Below are 19,425 nucleotides of genomic sequence, written 5' to 3'. Positions count from 1 at the left end.
ATAAAATTGGTACAAAGATTCATGGACAAGCAAAGCCTTATCGATTGCCACAATCGGATAAAACCTTTTATCCATAATACGCCTGTTCTTACTTCCCGCCTCATAGACAAGACGGTGGGCGCTCAGTTGTATTTTAAATGTGAAAACTTCCAGCGGATGGGCGCATTTAAAATGCGTGGGGCTGCCAACGCCATTATGCAACTTACGGATGAACAAAAACAGAATGGCGTGGTCACCCATTCATCGGGAAATTTTGCTCAAGCGCTGTCTCTTTCTGCCAAAAGCTTGGGTGTCAAAGCCTATATTGTGATGCCCAGCACGGCTCCTGAGGTCAAAAAAGATGCCGTTAAGGGATATGGAGGGATTTTGGTAGAATGTGAACCCAATCTAGCCGCCAGAGAATTTGCATCCCAAGAAATTGTGAAAAAATATGGCGCCACTTTTATACATCCATCAAATGATGACCATGTGATTTTAGGACAGGGCACCGCCTGCAAGGAACTGTTGGAGGAACAACCAAATCTTGACTATATTTTTACTCCAGTTGGTGGCGGTGGTTTAATTGCCGGCACGGCTCTCTCTACCCATTATTTTGGATCTAGTTGTAAAACCGTTGGAGGGGAACCTTTTGAAGTTGATGACGCTTATAGATCCCTGAAAAGTGGAAAAATAGAGACGAACACTTCTACAAACACCATTGCCGATGGACTAAAAACCCAATTGGGCGACAGAAACTTTCCTATTATTCAAAAACATGTAGAAGAAATTGTGAGGGTGACCGAAGCAGATATAGTTGTGGCCATGCGCCTAATTTGGGAGCGTCTTAAAATTGTGTGCGAACCATCCAGTGCTGTAGCTTTGGCAGCTGTATTTAAGAAAAAGAACGATTTGAACGGAAAAAAAATAGGGGTTATAATTTCTGGGGGAAACGTTGATATTAGTAACCTACCCTTTAAATAATATGATTTTTGGGAAAAATCAGAGTAAAGGTGGTTCCTACATCCTTTTCACTTTGTACTTCTATTTTTCCGTCCATGGCCTCAACTTGAGTTTTCACCAAATAGAGTCCAAATCCTTTGCCTTCCGTGGTGCCACTCAACCTGCCGTACATATCAAAAATCTTACGTTCTTTTTCGGGTGTCAGCTCCATACCTATTCCGTTATCTGTGAACCTTATTAAAATTGAATCGACCAGTTCCTCGGTGTTTATGGAAATAATGGCGGGTATACCTTCTTTGGCATAATTGATCGCATTCAAAATAAGATTGTAAAAGATATTGACCACATAGCTCTTGGCTCCAAAAACCAAATCCACCTTTGTGAAATCTGTATGAATCGTAGCCTTATGTTTTGTAATCTCTTCAGATAAAAGGCCATCTACATCCTTCATGACATCCTTTAGGTGAACTTCTCTGAATTTCTCCCTGTCCGCGGATTTTAACGATAAGGAAAGGTGAAGGTCCTTTATTGTTTGATCTAAGGCCTCGGTTGTGTGCTCTATTTTCTTTACAATATCGTCGTTCATGGGGTTCTTCCCCCACTCATATATTTTGGACAACATTAAAACATTGGAAATAGGTCCGCGTAGATTATGCGATATGATCCGAACAAAGTTCTGAAGCTCATGGTTCTGCTCTACGATTTGTTGATTGGCCAGTACATCTTTGGTAACATCTTGGGTGGTGCCGGCCATCCGGTACGGCTTTCCGTTCTCGTCATAGAACGGCCTCCCTTTTTGATGCACATATCGTGTCTTTCCGTTTTCCAAAACAATCCTATGTATCACATCGTGCATCCTGTTTTTTTTGATGCTATCTTGAACGTCCTCAACGAATCCATCCCTATCTTCAGGGTGAATAATCTTCATCAAGGCATCAAAGGTTGCCTCAAATTTTCCGGGCTCTTGCTCAAAAATTCTGAACAATTGGTTGGACCAACTAATTTTATCCTCACGGATGTCCCAGTTCCAATGGCCAAAGACAGTTATTTCCTGAGCTTCTCTATACCTACGTTCGCTTTCTTGTAGCTTATGTATATTTTTTACGGCTTGGGAAATGTCCTTTTGCCAAATACAGCACCCTATCACTTCACCGGAGTTGTCCATAAAAGGTTGAAAGGAGAACTCGTGCACCGTCAATTCCCCATTTTCCTCAAAGGAATGTTTGGATGTTGTTGGATAACGATCAAGTGCCTGGGCACAACCCTTACTACAGGGATTAAAGAAGTTTGCAGACTGATAAACGGGCCGTAAATCCATACCTCGTTCAGGCTTTCCCCAACCGGCTTTGCTTAGACGGTCTCCAAAAGATGCATTAAAAGCAGTCAACTTATAATCTACATTCATGGCCCATACGGCATCATCCCTATCCTCAACGATTTCAACCTTGTTATCAATTAAGATATGTTTATGCTTCACGGTTAAAATTTAATTTAAGAATAAAACAATGTCACCTATAGGGGGAACGATCAATGGTTTTACTTCTAAATATATGAACTATTATTTATTAGCTCCTTGCAAATAATCTTCCAAATGCTCGATACGCAATGGTTTAGTGATAAACTTCTTTACAAATTTACGGTATTTCTCAGCCTCGGCTTTATCTGCCTCAGCCTCAGAAGAGGTTACCAGAAGCACTTCATTGGTTTCTGGAAAGTCTTCGAGCATCATGAATTCCAAAAATTCAAACCCGCTCATTTCCGGCATATTTATATCCAATAAAATAAGTGTTTTTACCCCGGGGTTATCTCTATACCTCAAATCGTCTAGGGCTAATTCGGGATTAGTGAAACTCTTCACCCTATCTTCCATTCCCATTCTTCTAAAGTGAATAGCATTTACAGTATTCACCAGGTCTTCGTCATCGACCAAGTATATTTCCTTGTACATAGCTTTTGGCCTATTTAGTTGGTTTCTGTTTGGTTTTATTTTGAAAAAAATTGACAAATATCAATAATTTCCATCTAATAGAACTCCAATAATAATGTTTTATTACAAATAAAAATATCCCCCTCGTGCATTGAATCAAGAAATTAAAAGATTCTTATTAATCCCATTGGATCCAATACTATCCCAAACACCTGATTGTCTTAAATTTACAATTATTCTCGTATTTTAACAAAATCTCACCTAGATTTTTAAATCCCTTGATTTATTCAAGGCTTTGTATTCTTTCCCTCTATTTATGTAAAAGGTATCAACCAATTTTTGAGACCGATATGGCCACGTTATATAGATAAATTACAAAGTAGCTTTATGTAATTTCAAAAACAATACTGAATAAAATACGTGCCTTTAATGTCCATACATTTTTATTTGCAAGCACCCATCCTACTTATAAAATGTCAACATTGTAGTTTAGAATCGACCTAATACATAATTATGTCCATAAAATTCTATTCAATCCACAAAATTTTGCTTCTTATGGTATAAATAATTTCATTTTCAACTCTTTTTTCTATTTTTAGTGGGAATACCAACCTCATGAAAACCAAAACAATAGTTCTTTCCTTATGGGCAACTATTATTTGTTCTGGCTCTTTAATTAGTCAAAACATGCCCAACGAACCTGCCTATTACAATTGGTTCGACAGTAAAGTCCAGCGCTACAATACAGGCCTTTTTAATGGCATCCAATACACAGAACAATATAGGACCATTAATGAAAAGCATAAGTTTTTTGAGAAAAGTAAGTTTCAGCTGGGGTCAGTGGTATACAATGGGCAATTTTACGACCAAACTCCCCTAAAATATAATTTGGACACCGACCAATTACTTCTAAACATTGGATACAATTATAAATTCCCAACATTGATTCTTCTTAAATCCAAGGTAGAAGGTTTTAGAATTGGAGAGAGCCATTTTGTTCATATTGAGAACAAATCAGATGAAACCGAAATGGAAGGTTTTTATCAAGTATTGGTAGCCAATGATTCTGTAAGACTTCTTAAAGAACAGTAAAAAAAGGTTCAAGAGGATTAAGGGAAGTACCATTTACTACGAATTTTTACCGGAAAACAATTATGTAATCGACTACGGTGATTCCTATTATAACATCGCCAGAAAAAAGGATGTCATTAGAATATGGCCCAACAAAAGGGATTTCATTAATGAGAATTATAACCCGGCGTTAAGGAAAATCAATGAGGATGATTTTTGGACAAGCTTCTTTTCTAAGTTATCCGATTCTTTTAATACACAAAACATCGGGAAAGAATGATCAAAAAACCTCTAATCTTATTGGTCCTGCTCTTCGGAACCATGCTAGCTGCCCAAGAAAAAAATCCAAAATTTAGTTTTGATTTTGATAATGTAAGTTTGACCGAAGCCCTGAACACCATTGAATCTGATGCCAATGTGCTTTTTTATTACGATGAGAATTGGCTTTCAGGAGCAACCGTTTCGGGCTCGTTCGCCAACAAACCTTTGTCGGATATCCTCACCTCTATTTTGGCAGAAACCAGCATCAACTTTTTTAGGTTAAGCGATGATAAAATCATTTTGAACCAAAACAGTATTGTATATGATAGTTTGCCCGAAGGTTTTTTCGGAAAAGAACAAACGGACACAATAGAAGAAAGAACCGATATTAAAGTGTACAGCAATCCTGTTTTTTCAAATATCGAGGCTACAAAGGCAAACACGGTAACGCGAACCGTAAGAATAGGCAAGGAAAACGTATCGGACAATAGAACCACTTTCAAAATTAGCGGTTATGCGACCACGGTAGAGCAAAACCAGCCAATTCCCGACCTTTCCATTGTGCTCAATGGAAAGAGCACAGGAACCGCAACAAACAATGCAGGCTATTATGAACTGGAAGTGCCGGCAGGCACCAGCATCATCAAAACCAGTTCTTTAGGCATAGAGCCCAGCACCACTAGAGTAATCGTATTCAACGATGGCGAGCTCAACTTTCAACTTAATGAGAGTGTTGAATTTCTGGATGAAGTCATTGTGGAGGCAGATGCATCCAAAAATGTCGAGGAAGCTATATCCGGAAGTACAGAACTTGTAGTGGAAGAAACCAAAAACATTCCTTTGGTACTTGGGGAAAGAGATGTTCTAAAGGTCGCTGCTACGTTACCTGGAATATCCACAGCTGGTGAAGGAGCGGCAGGTTTTAACGTGCGGGGCGGTAGTACCGACCAAAACCTTATGCTGTTGGACAATGCCGTAATCTATAATCCATCCCACTTTTTTGGCATTTTTCAGGCATTGAACCCTTTTACCACCAAAGATGTAAAGATTCTTAAAGGTGGTATTCCCGCAGAATATGGAGGACGATTATCTTCTGTATTCGATATAACCTCCAAGGATGCGAATACAGAAAAAATTGCTGGTGAAGCTGCCATTGGACCTGTAACCAGTAATGTTGCCTTGGAAATTCCTGTGGTAAAAGGTAAATCAGGACTGCTTATTGGCGGTAGGGGAACTTATTCCGGTTGGATTCTTCGGTCGTTGGAAGAAGAATCATTGCAAAATAGTGAAGCCTCCTTTTACGATGCCATAGCCAAATATACCCACAAGTTCAACGAAAAAAATACCGTAAAGGCTATGGGCTATTACAGTAATGATGCCTTTAGCATTACCTCCGATTCCATTTACGGATACAATAACAGGCTGTTTTCGTTGCAATGGGACCATCAATTCAATGAAAAAAACACAGGTAGCCTCATACTTGCGAACAGTAATTACAAATTCAACATCGCGTACGAGGGCAACTCGAACAACAATTTTGACCTTGGCTTTGTGGTGGATGAAACCGAAGCCAAATTCAAGTTCACCTACCTTTATAGCAAAGCACACAAATTTGACTATGGGCTTTCGGCAAAATTGTACAATGTTCAGCCCGGGAATTTTGAGCCCAAAGGAAGCAATTCCATAGTTACCCCAGTTAACATTGCGAAGGAAAAGGCACTCGAGGGCGCGGTTTATCTATCCGATAATTTTACGGTAAACGACAAACTTTTAATCGATGCCGGTATTAGATACTCTGTATTTGCTGCCTTGGGAAGCACCGAAGCAAGAATCTACGAAGAAAACATGCCAAAGAACGAGGAAACCTTGGTAGAGACCGTTTCCTATGATAACAACGAAATTGTGGAAACCTACGGCGGGCCAGAAATTCGCTTGTCCGCAAGGTACTTCCTGGGACCTGACTTTTCAGTTAAAGCGAGTTTTAACAGCACCTATCAATTTGGAAAATGGTATCGGGGACAGCAATTTTTTTATTCCTTCGAGCATACCTTCGGGTAATTATAAATTGCCGGCATATACACAATGGATGTTGAACAACGGGAGAAATTACTTTTACTCCAAAGATATAACCATCCTCAACCCCTACACCAGCGATCAAGCTGTTTTTCGCCCTCAAGCAACTGACACGGTTCCCGAAAAAGTACAACAAGACCTCAATGAGCACTCCATCCGACCCTCTTTGGCCATATCCTTAAATCAATCCCAATATGGGACGCGCGAACAAGTTTCTTTGAAAATTGAGCCCTATCCTGGACAAGAAAGTGCAGGAACCTATTCCATCTCCGTTAAAAAAGTAGAGAATCTGGAGGAAAAGGTAAATAGAACTGCTTTGGATTTTAGCAAGTCCTATCCAAAAAAGCAATCCCTTAAACAGCAAATACTACCAGAACTTAGAGGTGAATTATTAAAAGGGAAATTCTCAGTACCCGATAGCGTTGATATGGGCAATGGCCCAACAATTATAGGAGCTTCGTTCCCAGGAGAAAACTACCTTTTTAAAACCGCCACTCCAGATAACAATGGCATTTTCTACATCAATGTGGATGAAGATTATAGTTCGGATGATCTATTTCTTCAGGTCATTTCAAAAAACAATGCAGACTATGGCATTAACATCGAGAACGAGGAAGAAATTGATGTGGAGCAATTACAATTCAAAAGCTTTAAACTGGACAAGGAGATGGAAGCGATAATCAAAGAACGAAGCATCTACAATCAAATCGAAAATGCTTATTACAGCAGTAAACCGGACACCATCCTAATTGAAAATAGAAATGCCCGCTTCTATGGTGCGGCCACGATGATCTATCCTCTTGATGACTACACCAGGTTTTCCACTATTAAAGAAACTATCGTTGAGGTAGTAGAACATGTTTGGATACAAAATAACTCGAATGACGAACCAGAGTTCCATGTAAGACCTTTACCACCAAACTTGGATTCTGGAGAATTGCCCTTGATTTTTATTGATGGAATATTGGTACAGGACGCTCAAAAACTGTTGGACCTACCTGCAGCAAGGGTAGAGTCCATCTCCATTTCCCGGAACAAACATTTTTATGGCAACAAAACCTTCCAAGGCGTTGTGGACGTATCCACTTTTAAATCAGACTATTATACTTACTACTATTCGCCAAACATAAAAACACATGAGCTTTTTAAACCCAACGGAGGTAAACAATATTTCCAACAATCCTATGAAGGCGACCTAAAAGAAAAGTATAAACGACTTCCCGATTTTAGATATCAACTACTCTGGCTGCCAAAATTCAAATTCAAGGGTACAGAGGAAAACGTATCCTTTTACAGTTCCGACATTAAAGGAACTTTCGAGGTGTCCTTGGAGGGATTTACAAAAAATGGTGTTCCGGTTTCTCTAAAAGAACGCTTTATAGTACAATAAAAGCTATTCTATCTAACAACATCTAGATTCTTCCTTTAATCTTTTAAAGCCTTAAAAGTTACTTTAAAAAAACATAAATACTTAAATTTTAAGGTTTTACACTTCTTTTAACTTATTACACAACAAAAAAAACTATAGCGATAGGACTTTTTATATTTTCGAATAAGTAGTATTTTACTTACATAAAATGTAAAAAATGAGAGTCTTATGCAGATATACCCTTATTATGCTTTTTGCAGGCATATATTTTGGAAACTCCCAAGTAAAAATTGGAGATAACTTGCAATTGATAGACTCATCATCCCTTTTAGAATTGGAAAGCAGTACTCGTGCACTCGTGCTTACCCGAGTAAACGAAAACCAAATGAGCGCCATAACTCCTTTAAATGGCGCATTGGTCTACAATACGGATGCCGAATGCATATTTATGTATTCCGGGGATTCATGGAGAAACTTATGTGAAACCAACAACATCAATGCCATAGCAAACAATGGACTTTCCTTGATCAATGGAAACAGTGTTCAATTGGGCGGACAGCTTATACGGCCTACAACAATCCAAACCGATGCAACCAATACCTTGAGCCTAAACGGAATACAAACAACAAACGACATTGACCCAATGTTTTTGGTCTTGGACAGCAATAACACAATAACCCAAATAACCAGAAGCTCGCTCATACAAAAAGACGAATCTGTAATCATAGCTTCCGATGGCCAAAACCAGTTCACGACCCCGCAAACCATAACCAACATTAATAATATAGACGTATACCGAAACGGTGTGAAAATCAATTTTTCTGCGGTCGGACCTAACTTAATAGAGCTTCAATCAAATATTATCTGCTTTGACAACGATGAGATCAGAATCGTACAAATTCAATAATCAACATAAATCGCATTAACTAAACACTTTTTACATGAAAACTTCAATCCTTTTTAAAACTATAAACTTTGCTTTCCTTGTAATAGGAATGCTATCCTTTGGGACAATGAGGGCCCAACAAACTACTGGCGATGTCACCAAAGCATCTGATATTGTTCCCGGAACTACGACTACGGGCGGGGCCATCCGGGTAATCGACAACAGAGGTACCATTAAGTATATCCAAACACAGAATGGTGTTACCATACTATCCAATACTACAAACGATGTAACAACCACAACCTTTCAACTGGGAGGAACCCTGACCAACGATACTTTTATTGATGTAGACGGAAACGTGTTCGGCTTGGATGGCATTGAATTGATCTCAACGGAAACAGCCTCCACCGATGCCACAACAGAATCCGATCATGGAACTGGCACCGGATACACCATTCTGGTTCGTGATGAAGCAACAGGTGCTGTAAAAAAATTGTTGGCTTCTGACCTTGACTTGGTGCAAAGTGGACAAGAAAGTTTTACCGCAACAGCAGGTCAAACAGCTTATCCGCTCACTGGAAGCCCAGAATTACCCGCCTATAGCCAAGTTTGGGTATATAGAAACGGAGTCAAGCTAATTGCCAATGTAGATTATACCATTGCATCATCAACAGTAACCTTGGTACCGAGTGCCGTAGCTCCAAATGACTGGGCCGTTTATGCCGGTGATGTAATTGAAGTTCAGTATGTGAGATAGAATTGACCATTAATTTCTAAACAGTCCTAATGCTCCTGTACCGCTTACAATCTACTATTTTACCAGTACTCTTTATGGGATTGGGGCATTTCATCTCATCACAGGAAATACGTGTGGTGGACAACAAGGGTACCACTACGATTGTTCGGAACACTTCCGTTACTTCAGGAACAGTGGCGCCAACGTCTCCGATATTGAACGATATTTGGTTCGATACCTCAGAGAGCGAGCATCAAACAGTAAACATTTGGAACGGTTCAAGTTGGCAGGAAATGACCTTCACAGGCACACCAGGGTCAATCTTCTTTGCAGCCTTCGATGGCACTCCGGAACAGGAAAACTACCAATTTTTCTGGGACGAAACCAATAATAGGCTGGGTATTGGAACAGCATCGCCTACGGAGTCCATAGATGTAAACGGACGCTTGAGGGTCCGCACTTTAGATCAGGCAGCCAACAATGATCTTCTCTTAAAAGCAGATTCCAATGGAGTGTTGCACTCTTCCAAGGTGAATTATGGAGGAAGATGGACCAATACCAACACCTCAACCAACCTAAACGTAAACGACACGCAAGTGCCAATTTTTGGAACGGCTGATTACGTAGACGATGGCACCAGTTTATACGAGGTAAGTGGAAACACTTTGATTGTAAAAGAAGCCGGCCGATATGATATCAGGGCCAATATTTCCTTAATCGGAATAGACGATAGTATCCTAAACTCCAATGAATTTGATACCAACGTCAATATTAGAATTGCCATTAATGGTACTGCCGTTGGATCATGGGGTGCCTCCGGAATTATTAGATTTGTTAATGGCCACAATCACTCTAGCGTACATAGTAACGAAATATTAGAGCTGGACGCGAACGACGTAATATCAATATTATCCTATAGAGATGCTAATTCAGGTTCTGTTTTAATGGATGGAAGTGGCAATTCAAGTTTTATCATCAACAAATTAAGATAGCCATGAAAGCGATTTATGGTATTCTTCTTTTTTTGTCCTTGAACCTACCTGCCCAAGAAGGCACCCGAAGTTTGGGAATGATAAAAGTTCATGACCAAGGTAATTTGGGCTTCCACGGAAATTTAGTGAACGACGGGGTTTTTAACGACAACCAAGGGCTTGTAGGTTTTTATAGCGACCGGTCCATTATGATTTCCGGTCTGTTTCCTACTATATTCAACGATACCGAATTCATTACAGAACAAGGATTGCAATTGGTCGTTTCTATGAAAGTGGAAAACAATGCCAATTTTGTTCAAGGTGATATACTAACCCCGAGAACCGATTCGTTCACTTCACTTCAATTTTTATCCGAATCCTTTTACACAGGAACCAACAATATGAGCAAAGTGGATGGCTATGCCAGTATCCAAAACAAACAGCAATTTACTTTTCCGGTGGGTGACGCCCAACAATTGCGAGCTCTGGCCCTACATTCGGAATCTGTAAACCCAGTGGCCCATTGTGCATATTTTTTTTTGAATCCGAATGACTTTCCATCATTCAACAGCCTAAACAGGGAAAACACCCTTCAACAAATAAGTAGACACGAATTTTGGCGATTGGAAGGTTCCGTCCCCTCAACCATTCAAATTTCTTGGAACGAGCGCAGTCAAATGGCATCCATGGCAAAAAATGTAGACGAAATTGTTGTGGTCGGATGGAGCAAAGCCAACAATCAGTGGGAAAATTTGGGAGCTGGGTCTATTGGCAACCTTTCCGATGGATTTGCTCTTTCCTCTCCATTTGTCCCTGATGATTATGAAGCACTTACCTTTGGGATTGTTGATATTACCACAGAAATCCCAGATTTGGCCAACTACCTGCTAACTCCCAACGGTGACGGCATTAATGATTTTTTACATATTGATGAACTGGCACTTTCAAACAACAATTGGTTACGAATCTATGACCGAAACGGAATGCTGGTTTTTGAAAAATACAATTACACCAACGAATTTAGGGGTTATGCCAATAAGGGCGATGTAGTGCTCAACCGAAGCAATGGCCTTCCCCAAGGGGTTTATTTTTATTTGGTTGTGATGAACGACCTTGGTTTGGAATACCAAGGATATTTATACCTGGACCGATAAAGGTTATAAATAAAAAAAGCCCCTCAGTACCTGAAGAGCTTTTCGTGCGGGTGAAGGGAGTCGAACCCCCACGCCTTGCGGCACTAGATCCTAAGTCTGGTATATATTGCACCAATAAAACATAAAATCACTCGTTTTCAATGACTTATGTTTTTATTCATTTTATTTAGAGTCAATTAATATCAGTTGATTTCAACATTTGTTGTACCTATGTTGTACCCAAAATTCCTAATAAAGACGTATCTTTAGAGTGAATTTTTGACAAAATGTTGTACCTGATTTGACTTTCGTACTCAAAACAGGTTCAAAATGTCAACAAGTGCAAAAATAATACTTCGCAAAAAGCCTAATTCAAAAGGGCTCTATCCGCTTGCAATTAGGATAACCAAAGACCGTCGTTCAACTTACAAACATATAGGTCATTATATTGAATTAGAGGATTGGGACTCTAAAAACCTAAAGGTAAAAAAATCGCATTCTGAAGCTGAAAGCCTGAACAATTTGATAGCTTCCAAACTATCCGAAGCCAGAAAAGGGCTTATTGCACTACAGACGGATAATAAAGCCGCTACTGCTCGACAAATCAAAAAAGAAATATATAAGCCAACTTTGAGCTTAACATTTTTTGATTTTGCTGACGAGCATCTTGAAGCCTTAGAGGCTGAAAAGAAAATCAATCGCCATTCTACAGATTCAGCTTGGGTGAGTTATATAGAAAAATATTGCTTTGGCCGACATCTGACTTTTCAAGAAATTGATGAACGCTTTCTCAAAAAATTCAAGATTCATTTAAAAGGTTTTTGTTCATTAACTGAAACTACTGCAATGAATGTAATGGTCTTGATAAGGTTACTGTTCAATAGAGCCGTTCGGGATAAGGTTGTTAGCAAGGAAATATACCCCTTTGGCAAAGGTAAGTTTAAAATCAAATTTCCCGAAACCACAAAAACAGGACTTTCAGGTAAAGAAATAAAAGCCCTGGAAAGTGTTACTGAACTAACTGATATGGAAAGACACTCATTGAACGTTTGGTTGTTCAGTTTCTATTTTGCGGGAATGCGTGTTTCAGACGTCTTATTCATAAGGTGGTCTCAAATTTATGATGGTCGATTGCATTACAGGATGGGCAAAAACTCAAAGTTACTGTCCCTTAAAATTCCAGCTAAGGTTGAAAAAATCCTGCTACAGTACATCGAGGACAGAGTAAATGATGATGACTTTGTTTTCCCCGAAATGAAAAAAGCCAACTTATCTGATGCGAAAGACATATATCGAAAGAAAAAAGTAGCAAACAAAAAATTCAATGACCACCTTAAAAAAATTGCAAAAAGAGCAGGCATCCAGAAAAAAGTTACGATGCACATTGCTCGACATTCTTTTGGCAATATTGCAGGCGACAACATTCATCCACTAATGCTTCAAAAATTATATCGTCATACGGATTTAAAGACCACCATCAACTATCAAGCTAATTTCATTCATAAAGATGCTGATGACGCTCTTGAAAGTGTAGTGAATTTTTAAAATAAATTGATTGACCCTTAAAAATCTTCGAGTTGAATCTAATTATTAAAAATTATTTTAGGGTTAATATTAATCACAAATTTTTTAAGGTTTTCCCAATCAATTCGAAAAATGTACTGGTAAAAAGCAAAAAACAGATTTAATAATTTTACTATTTATCGTAGTTGTCAGTTAAAACATAATACAAAATTTCTACAGATTTAATTCCGTATTTTGAAAACATGAAACTGCTCATTTTGGAAGACGAACCTGAAATGCTACAAAGCCTCGAAGAATTCGCCGCGGAAGAGGGGTATATTTGTGATGTGGCCTGTAATCTCTCGGAAGGTCTGGAGCGCATCGGTCTTTATGATTATGACTGTATAATTTTGGACATTAACCTTCCTGATGGCAGTGGGTTCGATTTGCTCGAAACTCTCCATAAGGATGATAAGTCCGATGGGGTAATCGTCCTTTCCGCGCGCAATTCCCTTGAGGATAAATTAAAGGGACTGGGGTTGGGGGCGGATGACTACCTGGCCAAGCCATTTTACTTCTCCGAGTTGAATGCCCGTATAAAGGCGATTATCCGGAGGAAGCAATTCAAAACAAATAAAATTTTCCATTACTCGAACCTGGTAATAGAACCAGATCAGTACGCCATCGGGGTCAATGAACGCGGAAATACGCTTTCGCTGACCAAAAAAGAGTATGCCATCCTCACCCATTTGATCAACAACCACAAGCGGGTACTTACCAAAGTTGCGTTGGCGGAATACATCTGGGGCGATTACGTGGATGAGGCCCAAAGTTTTGATTTTTTATTCTCTCAAATAAGAAACCTGAAACGCAAATTAAGGGATGCCGGTGCCCAGGTGGAAATCAAGAATATTTATGGGGTAGGTTATCAAATTAAATCCATATGAAACTCCTTTCCTACACCTCTCGTACCCAGTTATTGATTTTCCTGCTGCTGTTCGGGGTTTTTTCGGGACTGTTTTACTTGGTGCTTAGATGGAACATAAGGCAAAACGTGGATGAAGTTCTATATAACCGCAAGATGAACTTGTTGGCATATCTTGGGGAACACCCTGAAACGATTATAGAACAGGATAACCCTCTTGATGATTTTATCCTACATCCCGTGAGCAAAGCTTTGTATGAAAAAAATGCGCAAAACCTGGAACTATATACCGACACACTTATCTATGAACCGACGGATGCCGAACTGGACGAGTATCGAAAACTGACCTCCTATGTAGCTTTAAATGGTGGTTACTACGAGCTGGAGGTGGTAAAGCCCCATCTTGAGGCGAACGAAGTCATCAATACGATTGCCGTTACGTTGAGCGGGTTGTTTTTTGGTCTCGCGATCTGTGTCTACCTTTCAAACAAAATGCTTTCAAAAAGAATATGGCTCCCTTTCCATGAAATGCTGGATAAACTTGAAGATTATCGCGTTGACAAAGAAAGGTTGCCCAAATTTCCCAATTCCAAGATCAAGGAATTTCAATTGCTCAATGTTGCCCTGACCGAGTTGACCTTAAAAAACAAGGAGGTCTTCGATAACCAAAAACAGTTTATCGGGGATGCTTCCCACGAAATGCAGACTCCCTTGTCCATAATCCAGTCAAAACTGGAAGCACTTATAGGCCAAACACAACTTTCCGAAAAGCAGTCTGACATCCTAGAAGGTATCATCGGTTCCACACAAAGGCTCAAAAAACTGAACAAAACCCTGTTGTTGCTGGCCAAAATAGACAATGACCAGTACCTGACAACGGAAGAGGTAAATCTTGACGGGATAATCGGCAGGTCGCTGGAATTTTATGAGGAGCAGAAAGAGACCTTGAACATTAGGACCGAGATCGATATCAGGAATGGGGCAACTGTCCGGGGAAACAGTTTGCTTATAGAGATTCTCATCCAGAACTTGCTCAAAAACGCCTTTTTGCACAACGTGAAGGATGGAAAAGTGAGCATAAAACTGGACGGGAAACGATTGGAGGTTACCAATACCGGGAGTGAAAAGGGGATAGACAAGGAAAAATTGTTCCAACGGTTCTATAAATCGTCGAACAATCCCGATTCGTGGGGTCTGGGCTTGGCTATTGCATATAAAATTGCCGATAAGGGCAATTGGGAGCTGACATACAGTCACAAAAATGCCCAACACACTTTCACCGTTCATTTCTGACCATCCTAAATTTCTACAGAATCCATGTTTACATTTGATGAAAGTTGAATGTTAATCCTTAAATTTTAAAACTATGAACACTGGTAAGAAGTTTTTTCGTATCGCTCTACTATCCCTGCTATTTCTGGGAGGGGGCATGTTTACTTTGATGGCGCAATCCGATATCAAGGAGCTAAGTGAGGAGGCCATTGAGTTCTCCGATCTGCCACAGGCCGTACAGGATGCCTTTGGGAATTCGGAATACGCCGATTGGGAAATCGAGGAGGTGGAAAAGGTCGAGACCGATAAGGGTACCATGTACGAACTTGAGGTCGAGAACGAGGATGAGTCCTATTTTGAACTCTATTTTAGCCCCAAAGGAGAACTGGTGCTCAAAAGGGAGGAAAGCCACTCGGAAGGCGATGACGATCATCGATAATATTGCGATGATGAAAGTCTAATTATTTTAATAATTGATATAAGCTGGGAAATGTTGGAAAGAGTGATTGATGGCTTTTACATTTCCCAGCTTTTAATTACCCCAAGCTTTAATACGGGGCCTAACTAGCGTATGATCAAAGACATAACGAAGAATATTTGTAAACTGAACGTTCTAATCGGCATTCTCGCGATATGCTATTGCAATGTGGATTGCAATGCGCAATCCAAACTGGCTACAGAAAACCCGAAAACTCCACAGACCGTATCAGAAAATGGTTTTCCTATAACCAAAACGTATTTCAGTATAGTTCACCCCATTGTCACGTTTTCCGACAGCGGTCGGAACTTCAATTTCGATAGCGGTTATACAGTTGGATTCCCAACGGGCATCAATTTTTTGCAAAGTGAAAAAGTGGCCTTTAGCCTTGAGTTCGTTCCTTTTATTAGTGCCGAGGACGGCACATCCAAGGTAAGTGGTTTGCTTTTTCATCCCGGGGTAATCTACCGAAATATTGCCGGGTTTAATTTCTTGACGAGACTCGCCTATAATACGAATGGGAGATACGGTATAACAGCCGTTATCAACAGGCCGATAGTCAAAAGGGATAAAGTGAACTATTTTCTGGCCACGCCTATACCTATCCGTTTTGGTAACGAATTGCCTACATCGGTAACATTTGCATTTCAATTTGGCATTTTATTTTGAAACTATAGAATTAAGTATAACCGAATACACAATTAACAAAAAATGAATTATGAAGAAAGTATGGATTTATGCAGTAATGTTTTCACTGATTTCCTTGAGTTGCGAGCAATCCACCAAGAAAGATGATTCAAAAGAACCGGCCGAAAAACCCTTGAATGATAATAAGGAATTAAAGGCGATGGATATTGGAACCTTAAAATCCGAACTTGGGATGGAAGGGAAGGAAGAAGATGGGCAATTCAAGGTTACCGTTCCGCAAAACGACCTAAACGTAATGGTCGATGGTTTTAGAATTATTCCACCGATGGGATTGGGCAGTTGGGCTGCTTTTGCACCGACCTCGGCACAACCTATGGTAATGGGCGATATAGTGGTTACGGAAAAAGACCTGAAACCGGTACAACAGGAAATAATCCAACAGGGATTGAAGGTTACGGCAATCCACAACCATTTTGTAAGGAATGAGCCTGATGTGATGTACATGCATATCGGTGGTATGGGCAGTGAAGAAAAATTGGCAAAAAGTGTAAAAGCCATTTTTGATAAAGTAACAGAAGTTAGGGGAGCAGACCCGTCTGCCGTAGAAATGCCGTCGGTGGAGAACACGCTGGACACCAAAAGGATTGACAGCATCTTAGGGCATCGCGGGACTATGACCAATGGGGTGTATAAAATCACCATCGGCCGACCCGATGTGAAGTTGACGGAACACAGAGCACCTGTAAGTACATTCATGGGCTTCAACACCTGGGCGAGCTGGCAAGGCACCCCTGAAAAAGCAGCAGTGGCCGGTGATTTTACTATGCTGGCAGATGAAGTAGCTCCGGTTATCAAAGCACTTATTGAGAATGACATTGAAGTGGTAGCGGTACACAATCACATGGTGCACGAGGATCCAAGAATTTTCTTTCTTCATTATTGGGGAATCGGACCCGCTGAAAACTTGGCAATAGGATTAAGAGAGGCTTTGGACAAAACGGGAGTAAATAATGCGGAATAAATTTACACCGGCATCGGTTTCATTTGCCTTTCTTATTCGGCATCTTACAATTGAAAGTAACGAGTTATAATAATAAAAATCAGAAAAATGGACAGAAAAGAATTTATAAAAAATTCAGCAATTCTCGGAGGAGCAACCATTCTTCCTATCAACAATGTTTTTTCCCAAAGCGTTAATGAAGCTAGTATTGACAAACTGGTAGACAGCAACGGAAACTTTATCCAAAAGCCATTACCATATAGCAAGACCTTTTTAGAGCCTTATATGGACGAAGAGACCTTGCACTTACATTATGAATTTCACCACGGTGGTGCAGTCAAAGGTGCCAATAAGGATTTGGGAAATATCAAGAAAAATCTCGACTCCGGTGAAATGGATAGTGTCGATTTGTGGACCAGGAAATTGTCCTATCATTTTTCAAGCCATGTTCTGCATACGATTTTCTGGACAAACCTCACGAACAAGAAAAATGAGCCTAAAGCAGAACTTTTGAGGCAGATAGAAAAGGATTTCGGTTCATTCGATAAACTGAAGTCCTACATAGCTAAAGTTTCAAAAAGCGTTGAAGGCAGTGGTTGGGGAATTCTTGGGTACCAACCGTTTTCACAATCTCTTACATTATTGCAATGTGAAAATCATCAAAAGCTTACGCAATGGGGGGTCATACCAATTTTGGTCATTGATGTATGGGAACATGCCTATTATTTAAAGCATAAAAACAAGAGAGGAGATTTTGTTGATACTATAATGGAAATCATAAACTGGGATAACGTAGCACAACGTTTTGCAAATGCAAAAAAAATTAATTGAGGTAATAATATTATCCGACCATAATGCCAGGTGAATTCAATCCAAATAAAAAAAGAGAGTTACCCTTCAGAGAGGCTCTGAAAGTTTGGGTAAAAGTGGCCATTCATAGTTTTGGCGGTCCGGCAGGACAAATCGCTGTTATGCACAAAATTCTGGTTGAGGAAAAGAAATGGATCAGTGAAAACCGTTTTTTGCATGCGCTGAATTATTGCATGCTATTACCAGGCCCTGAAGCTCAGCAACTGGCCACATATATTGGTTGGCTCCTGCACAAGACAAAAGGTGGATTGGTCGCCGGATTACTGTTTATACTGCCAGGATTTATATCCATACTGGTCCTGAGTATTCTTTATGCCGCCTATCGGGATGTGGGTATTGTGGACGCCATATTTTTTGGAATCAAGCCAGCAGTGCTGGCCATTGTTATCGGTGCGGTTATAAAAATCGGCAAGAGAGCACTTAAGAATGAAGTAATGGTTTTAATGGCTGCATTGGCATTTGTTGCCATCTTCTTTTTTGAAGTAGACTTTCCATACATTGTTCTTGCCGCTGGCCTAACGGGATTCATTGGAGGCAAGTTTTGGGAGGAGAAATTTCACGTTATAAAGGGACATGGGGATGGCTCAGCAAAGGAAAAAGAGTATTTGGTTGACAGCCATATCCAGCAGGTCAAACCATCATTCAAAAATACCCTTAAGACGGTTCTGTTGTATCTTTCTTTTTGGGCGTTGCCATTGGTAATGGTCGCCTTATGGATGGGAGTTGATTCCATCTTTTTTGCAGAAGGCGTATTTTTTAGCAAAACGGCAGTGGTAACTTTTGGAGGGGCCTACTCCGTTCTTGCCTATATAGCCCAAAAGGCCGTGGAAGACTATGGTTGGTTGAGAAGCGGGGAAATGCTTGATGGTTTGGGTATGGCGGAAACCACCCCTGGGCCGCTCATACAGGTTGTACAATTCGTGGGATTTATGGGAGCCTACCGCTTTGCGGGGACAATGGATCCACTTCTGGCCGGGATTTTTGCATCCCTGCTGGTAACCTGGACCACTTTTGTCCCTTGCTTTCTGTTCATATTTACGGGAGCGCCATACATTGAGTATCTCCGAGGGAATAAAAACCTGACAACTGCCTTGTCGGGAATTACCGCGGCCGTGGTGGGAGTCGTACTAAACCTTGGCGTCTGGTTTTCCATTTATACACTTTTTGGGAAGGTGCATGAAAGCCGTTCATTTGGGTTAAGATGGTTAATTCCGGAATGGGAAACGATTAACATTCCTTCATTGATAATCGGACTTATTGCAGCATTTGTCTACTTCATCCTAAAATGGGATATGCTAAAGACCATACTTATCAGCGTTTTGTGCGGTATTGTCTATTATTTCGTTTTTTAGTGCAGGGTTGT

General features: G+C 40.2%; 18 protein-coding genes. 16 read left to right on the top strand and 2 right to left on the bottom strand.

The window, feature by feature from the left end; all coding sequences use genetic code 11:
• The first annotated feature begins 21 nt into the window (after positions 1–21).
• Complete coding sequence (locus J0656_RS13005) at positions 22–960, top strand: threonine ammonia-lyase (RefSeq protein ID WP_207034598.1); 939 nt, start codon at positions 22–24, stop codon at positions 958–960.
• On the opposite strand, the gene J0656_RS13000 is transcribed toward J0656_RS13005, so the two are convergent.
• Both J0656_RS13000 and J0656_RS12995 read right to left on the bottom strand, forming a co-directional pair.
• Entirely contained in the window at positions 953–2,416 is a 1,464-nt protein-coding gene (locus J0656_RS13000) for a sensor histidine kinase (protein ID WP_207034596.1), read from the bottom strand. The two genes, J0656_RS13005 and J0656_RS13000, sit on opposite strands and share 8 nt — an antisense overlap.
• 81 nt (positions 2,417–2,497) lie before the next feature.
• Positions 2,498–2,887 carry a response regulator gene (locus J0656_RS12995; RefSeq protein ID WP_207034594.1) on the bottom strand — a complete coding sequence of 130 codons (390 nt, stop codon included), beginning with the start codon at positions 2,885–2,887 and terminating at the stop codon, positions 2,498–2,500.
• A gap of 666 nt (positions 2,888–3,553) precedes the next feature.
• Between J0656_RS12995 and J0656_RS12990 the strand changes: the two genes are divergently transcribed.
• From J0656_RS12990 to chrA, 15 genes are all read left to right on the top strand, one after another.
• Positions 3,554–3,958 (top strand): hypothetical protein, encoded by a 405-nt coding sequence (locus J0656_RS12990; RefSeq protein WP_207034592.1) that lies wholly within the window; start codon positions 3,554–3,556, stop codon positions 3,956–3,958.
• A gap of 255 nt (positions 3,959–4,213) precedes the next feature.
• Positions 4,214–6,256 carry a TonB-dependent receptor domain-containing protein gene (locus J0656_RS12985; protein ID WP_207034590.1) on the top strand — a complete coding sequence of 681 codons (2,043 nt, stop codon included), beginning with the start codon at positions 4,214–4,216 and terminating at the stop codon, positions 6,254–6,256.
• The gene (locus J0656_RS12980) at positions 6,198–7,661 is read left to right on the top strand and encodes a hypothetical protein (protein WP_207034588.1); all 1,464 of its coding nucleotides are present in this window, start codon (positions 6,198–6,200) and stop codon (positions 7,659–7,661) included. The genes J0656_RS12985 and J0656_RS12980 overlap by 59 nt, the downstream gene beginning before the upstream one ends.
• A gap of 196 nt (positions 7,662–7,857) precedes the next feature.
• Complete coding sequence (locus tag J0656_RS12975; protein ID WP_207034586.1) at positions 7,858–8,547, top strand: phage tail-like protein; 690 nt, start codon at positions 7,858–7,860, stop codon at positions 8,545–8,547.
• A gap of 34 nt (positions 8,548–8,581) precedes the next feature.
• Complete coding sequence (locus J0656_RS12970; protein ID WP_207034583.1) at positions 8,582–9,283, top strand: hypothetical protein; 702 nt, start codon at positions 8,582–8,584, stop codon at positions 9,281–9,283.
• Positions 9,284–9,312: 29 nt separating this feature from the next.
• The gene (locus J0656_RS12965) at positions 9,313–10,254 is read left to right on the top strand and encodes a hypothetical protein (RefSeq protein WP_207034582.1); all 942 of its coding nucleotides are present in this window, start codon (positions 9,313–9,315) and stop codon (positions 10,252–10,254) included.
• A 2-nt stretch (positions 10,255–10,256) separates the two neighbouring features.
• Positions 10,257–11,387 (top strand): T9SS type B sorting domain-containing protein, encoded by a 1,131-nt coding sequence (locus tag J0656_RS12960; protein ID WP_207034579.1) that lies wholly within the window; start codon positions 10,257–10,259, stop codon positions 11,385–11,387.
• Between the two features lie 309 nt (positions 11,388–11,696).
• Positions 11,697–12,911: a site-specific integrase gene (locus tag J0656_RS12955; RefSeq protein ID WP_207034577.1), complete on the top strand. Its 1,215-nt coding sequence runs from the start codon at positions 11,697–11,699 to the stop codon at positions 12,909–12,911.
• Between the two features lie 221 nt (positions 12,912–13,132).
• Positions 13,133–13,816 carry a response regulator transcription factor gene (locus tag J0656_RS12950; protein ID WP_207034575.1) on the top strand — a complete coding sequence of 228 codons (684 nt, stop codon included), beginning with the start codon at positions 13,133–13,135 and terminating at the stop codon, positions 13,814–13,816.
• Positions 13,813–15,087 (top strand): sensor histidine kinase, encoded by a 1,275-nt coding sequence (locus tag J0656_RS12945; protein ID WP_207034573.1) that lies wholly within the window; start codon positions 13,813–13,815, stop codon positions 15,085–15,087. The genes J0656_RS12950 and J0656_RS12945 overlap by 4 nt, the downstream gene beginning before the upstream one ends.
• Positions 15,088–15,160: 73 nt before the next feature.
• A complete protein-coding gene (locus tag J0656_RS12940; protein ID WP_207034571.1) occupies positions 15,161–15,505 on the top strand; it encodes a PepSY-like domain-containing protein in 345 nt (114 codons plus the stop codon).
• Between the two features lie 132 nt (positions 15,506–15,637).
• Positions 15,638–16,213 (top strand): hypothetical protein, encoded by a 576-nt coding sequence (locus J0656_RS12935; protein WP_207034568.1) that lies wholly within the window; start codon positions 15,638–15,640, stop codon positions 16,211–16,213.
• Between the two features lie 49 nt (positions 16,214–16,262).
• Positions 16,263–17,213: a DUF1259 domain-containing protein gene (locus J0656_RS12930; RefSeq protein WP_207034566.1), complete on the top strand. Its 951-nt coding sequence runs from the start codon at positions 16,263–16,265 to the stop codon at positions 17,211–17,213.
• A gap of 87 nt (positions 17,214–17,300) precedes the next feature.
• Positions 17,301–18,023, top strand: coding sequence for a superoxide dismutase (locus J0656_RS12925; protein ID WP_207034564.1), 723 nt, complete (start codon positions 17,301–17,303; stop codon positions 18,021–18,023).
• A gap of 23 nt (positions 18,024–18,046) precedes the next feature.
• Positions 18,047–19,414: a chromate efflux transporter gene (gene chrA, locus J0656_RS12920; RefSeq protein ID WP_207034562.1), complete on the top strand. Its 1,368-nt coding sequence runs from the start codon at positions 18,047–18,049 to the stop codon at positions 19,412–19,414.
• Positions 19,415–19,425 lie beyond the last annotated feature (11 nt).

This window comes from Flagellimonas aurea (assembly GCF_017313785.1).
Classification (GTDB): Bacteria; Bacteroidota; Bacteroidia; order Flavobacteriales; family Flavobacteriaceae; genus Flagellimonas; species Flagellimonas aurea.
The sequence above is the reverse complement of the archived record's forward strand: the minus strand, read 5'-3'. Positions and strand labels throughout refer to the sequence as shown.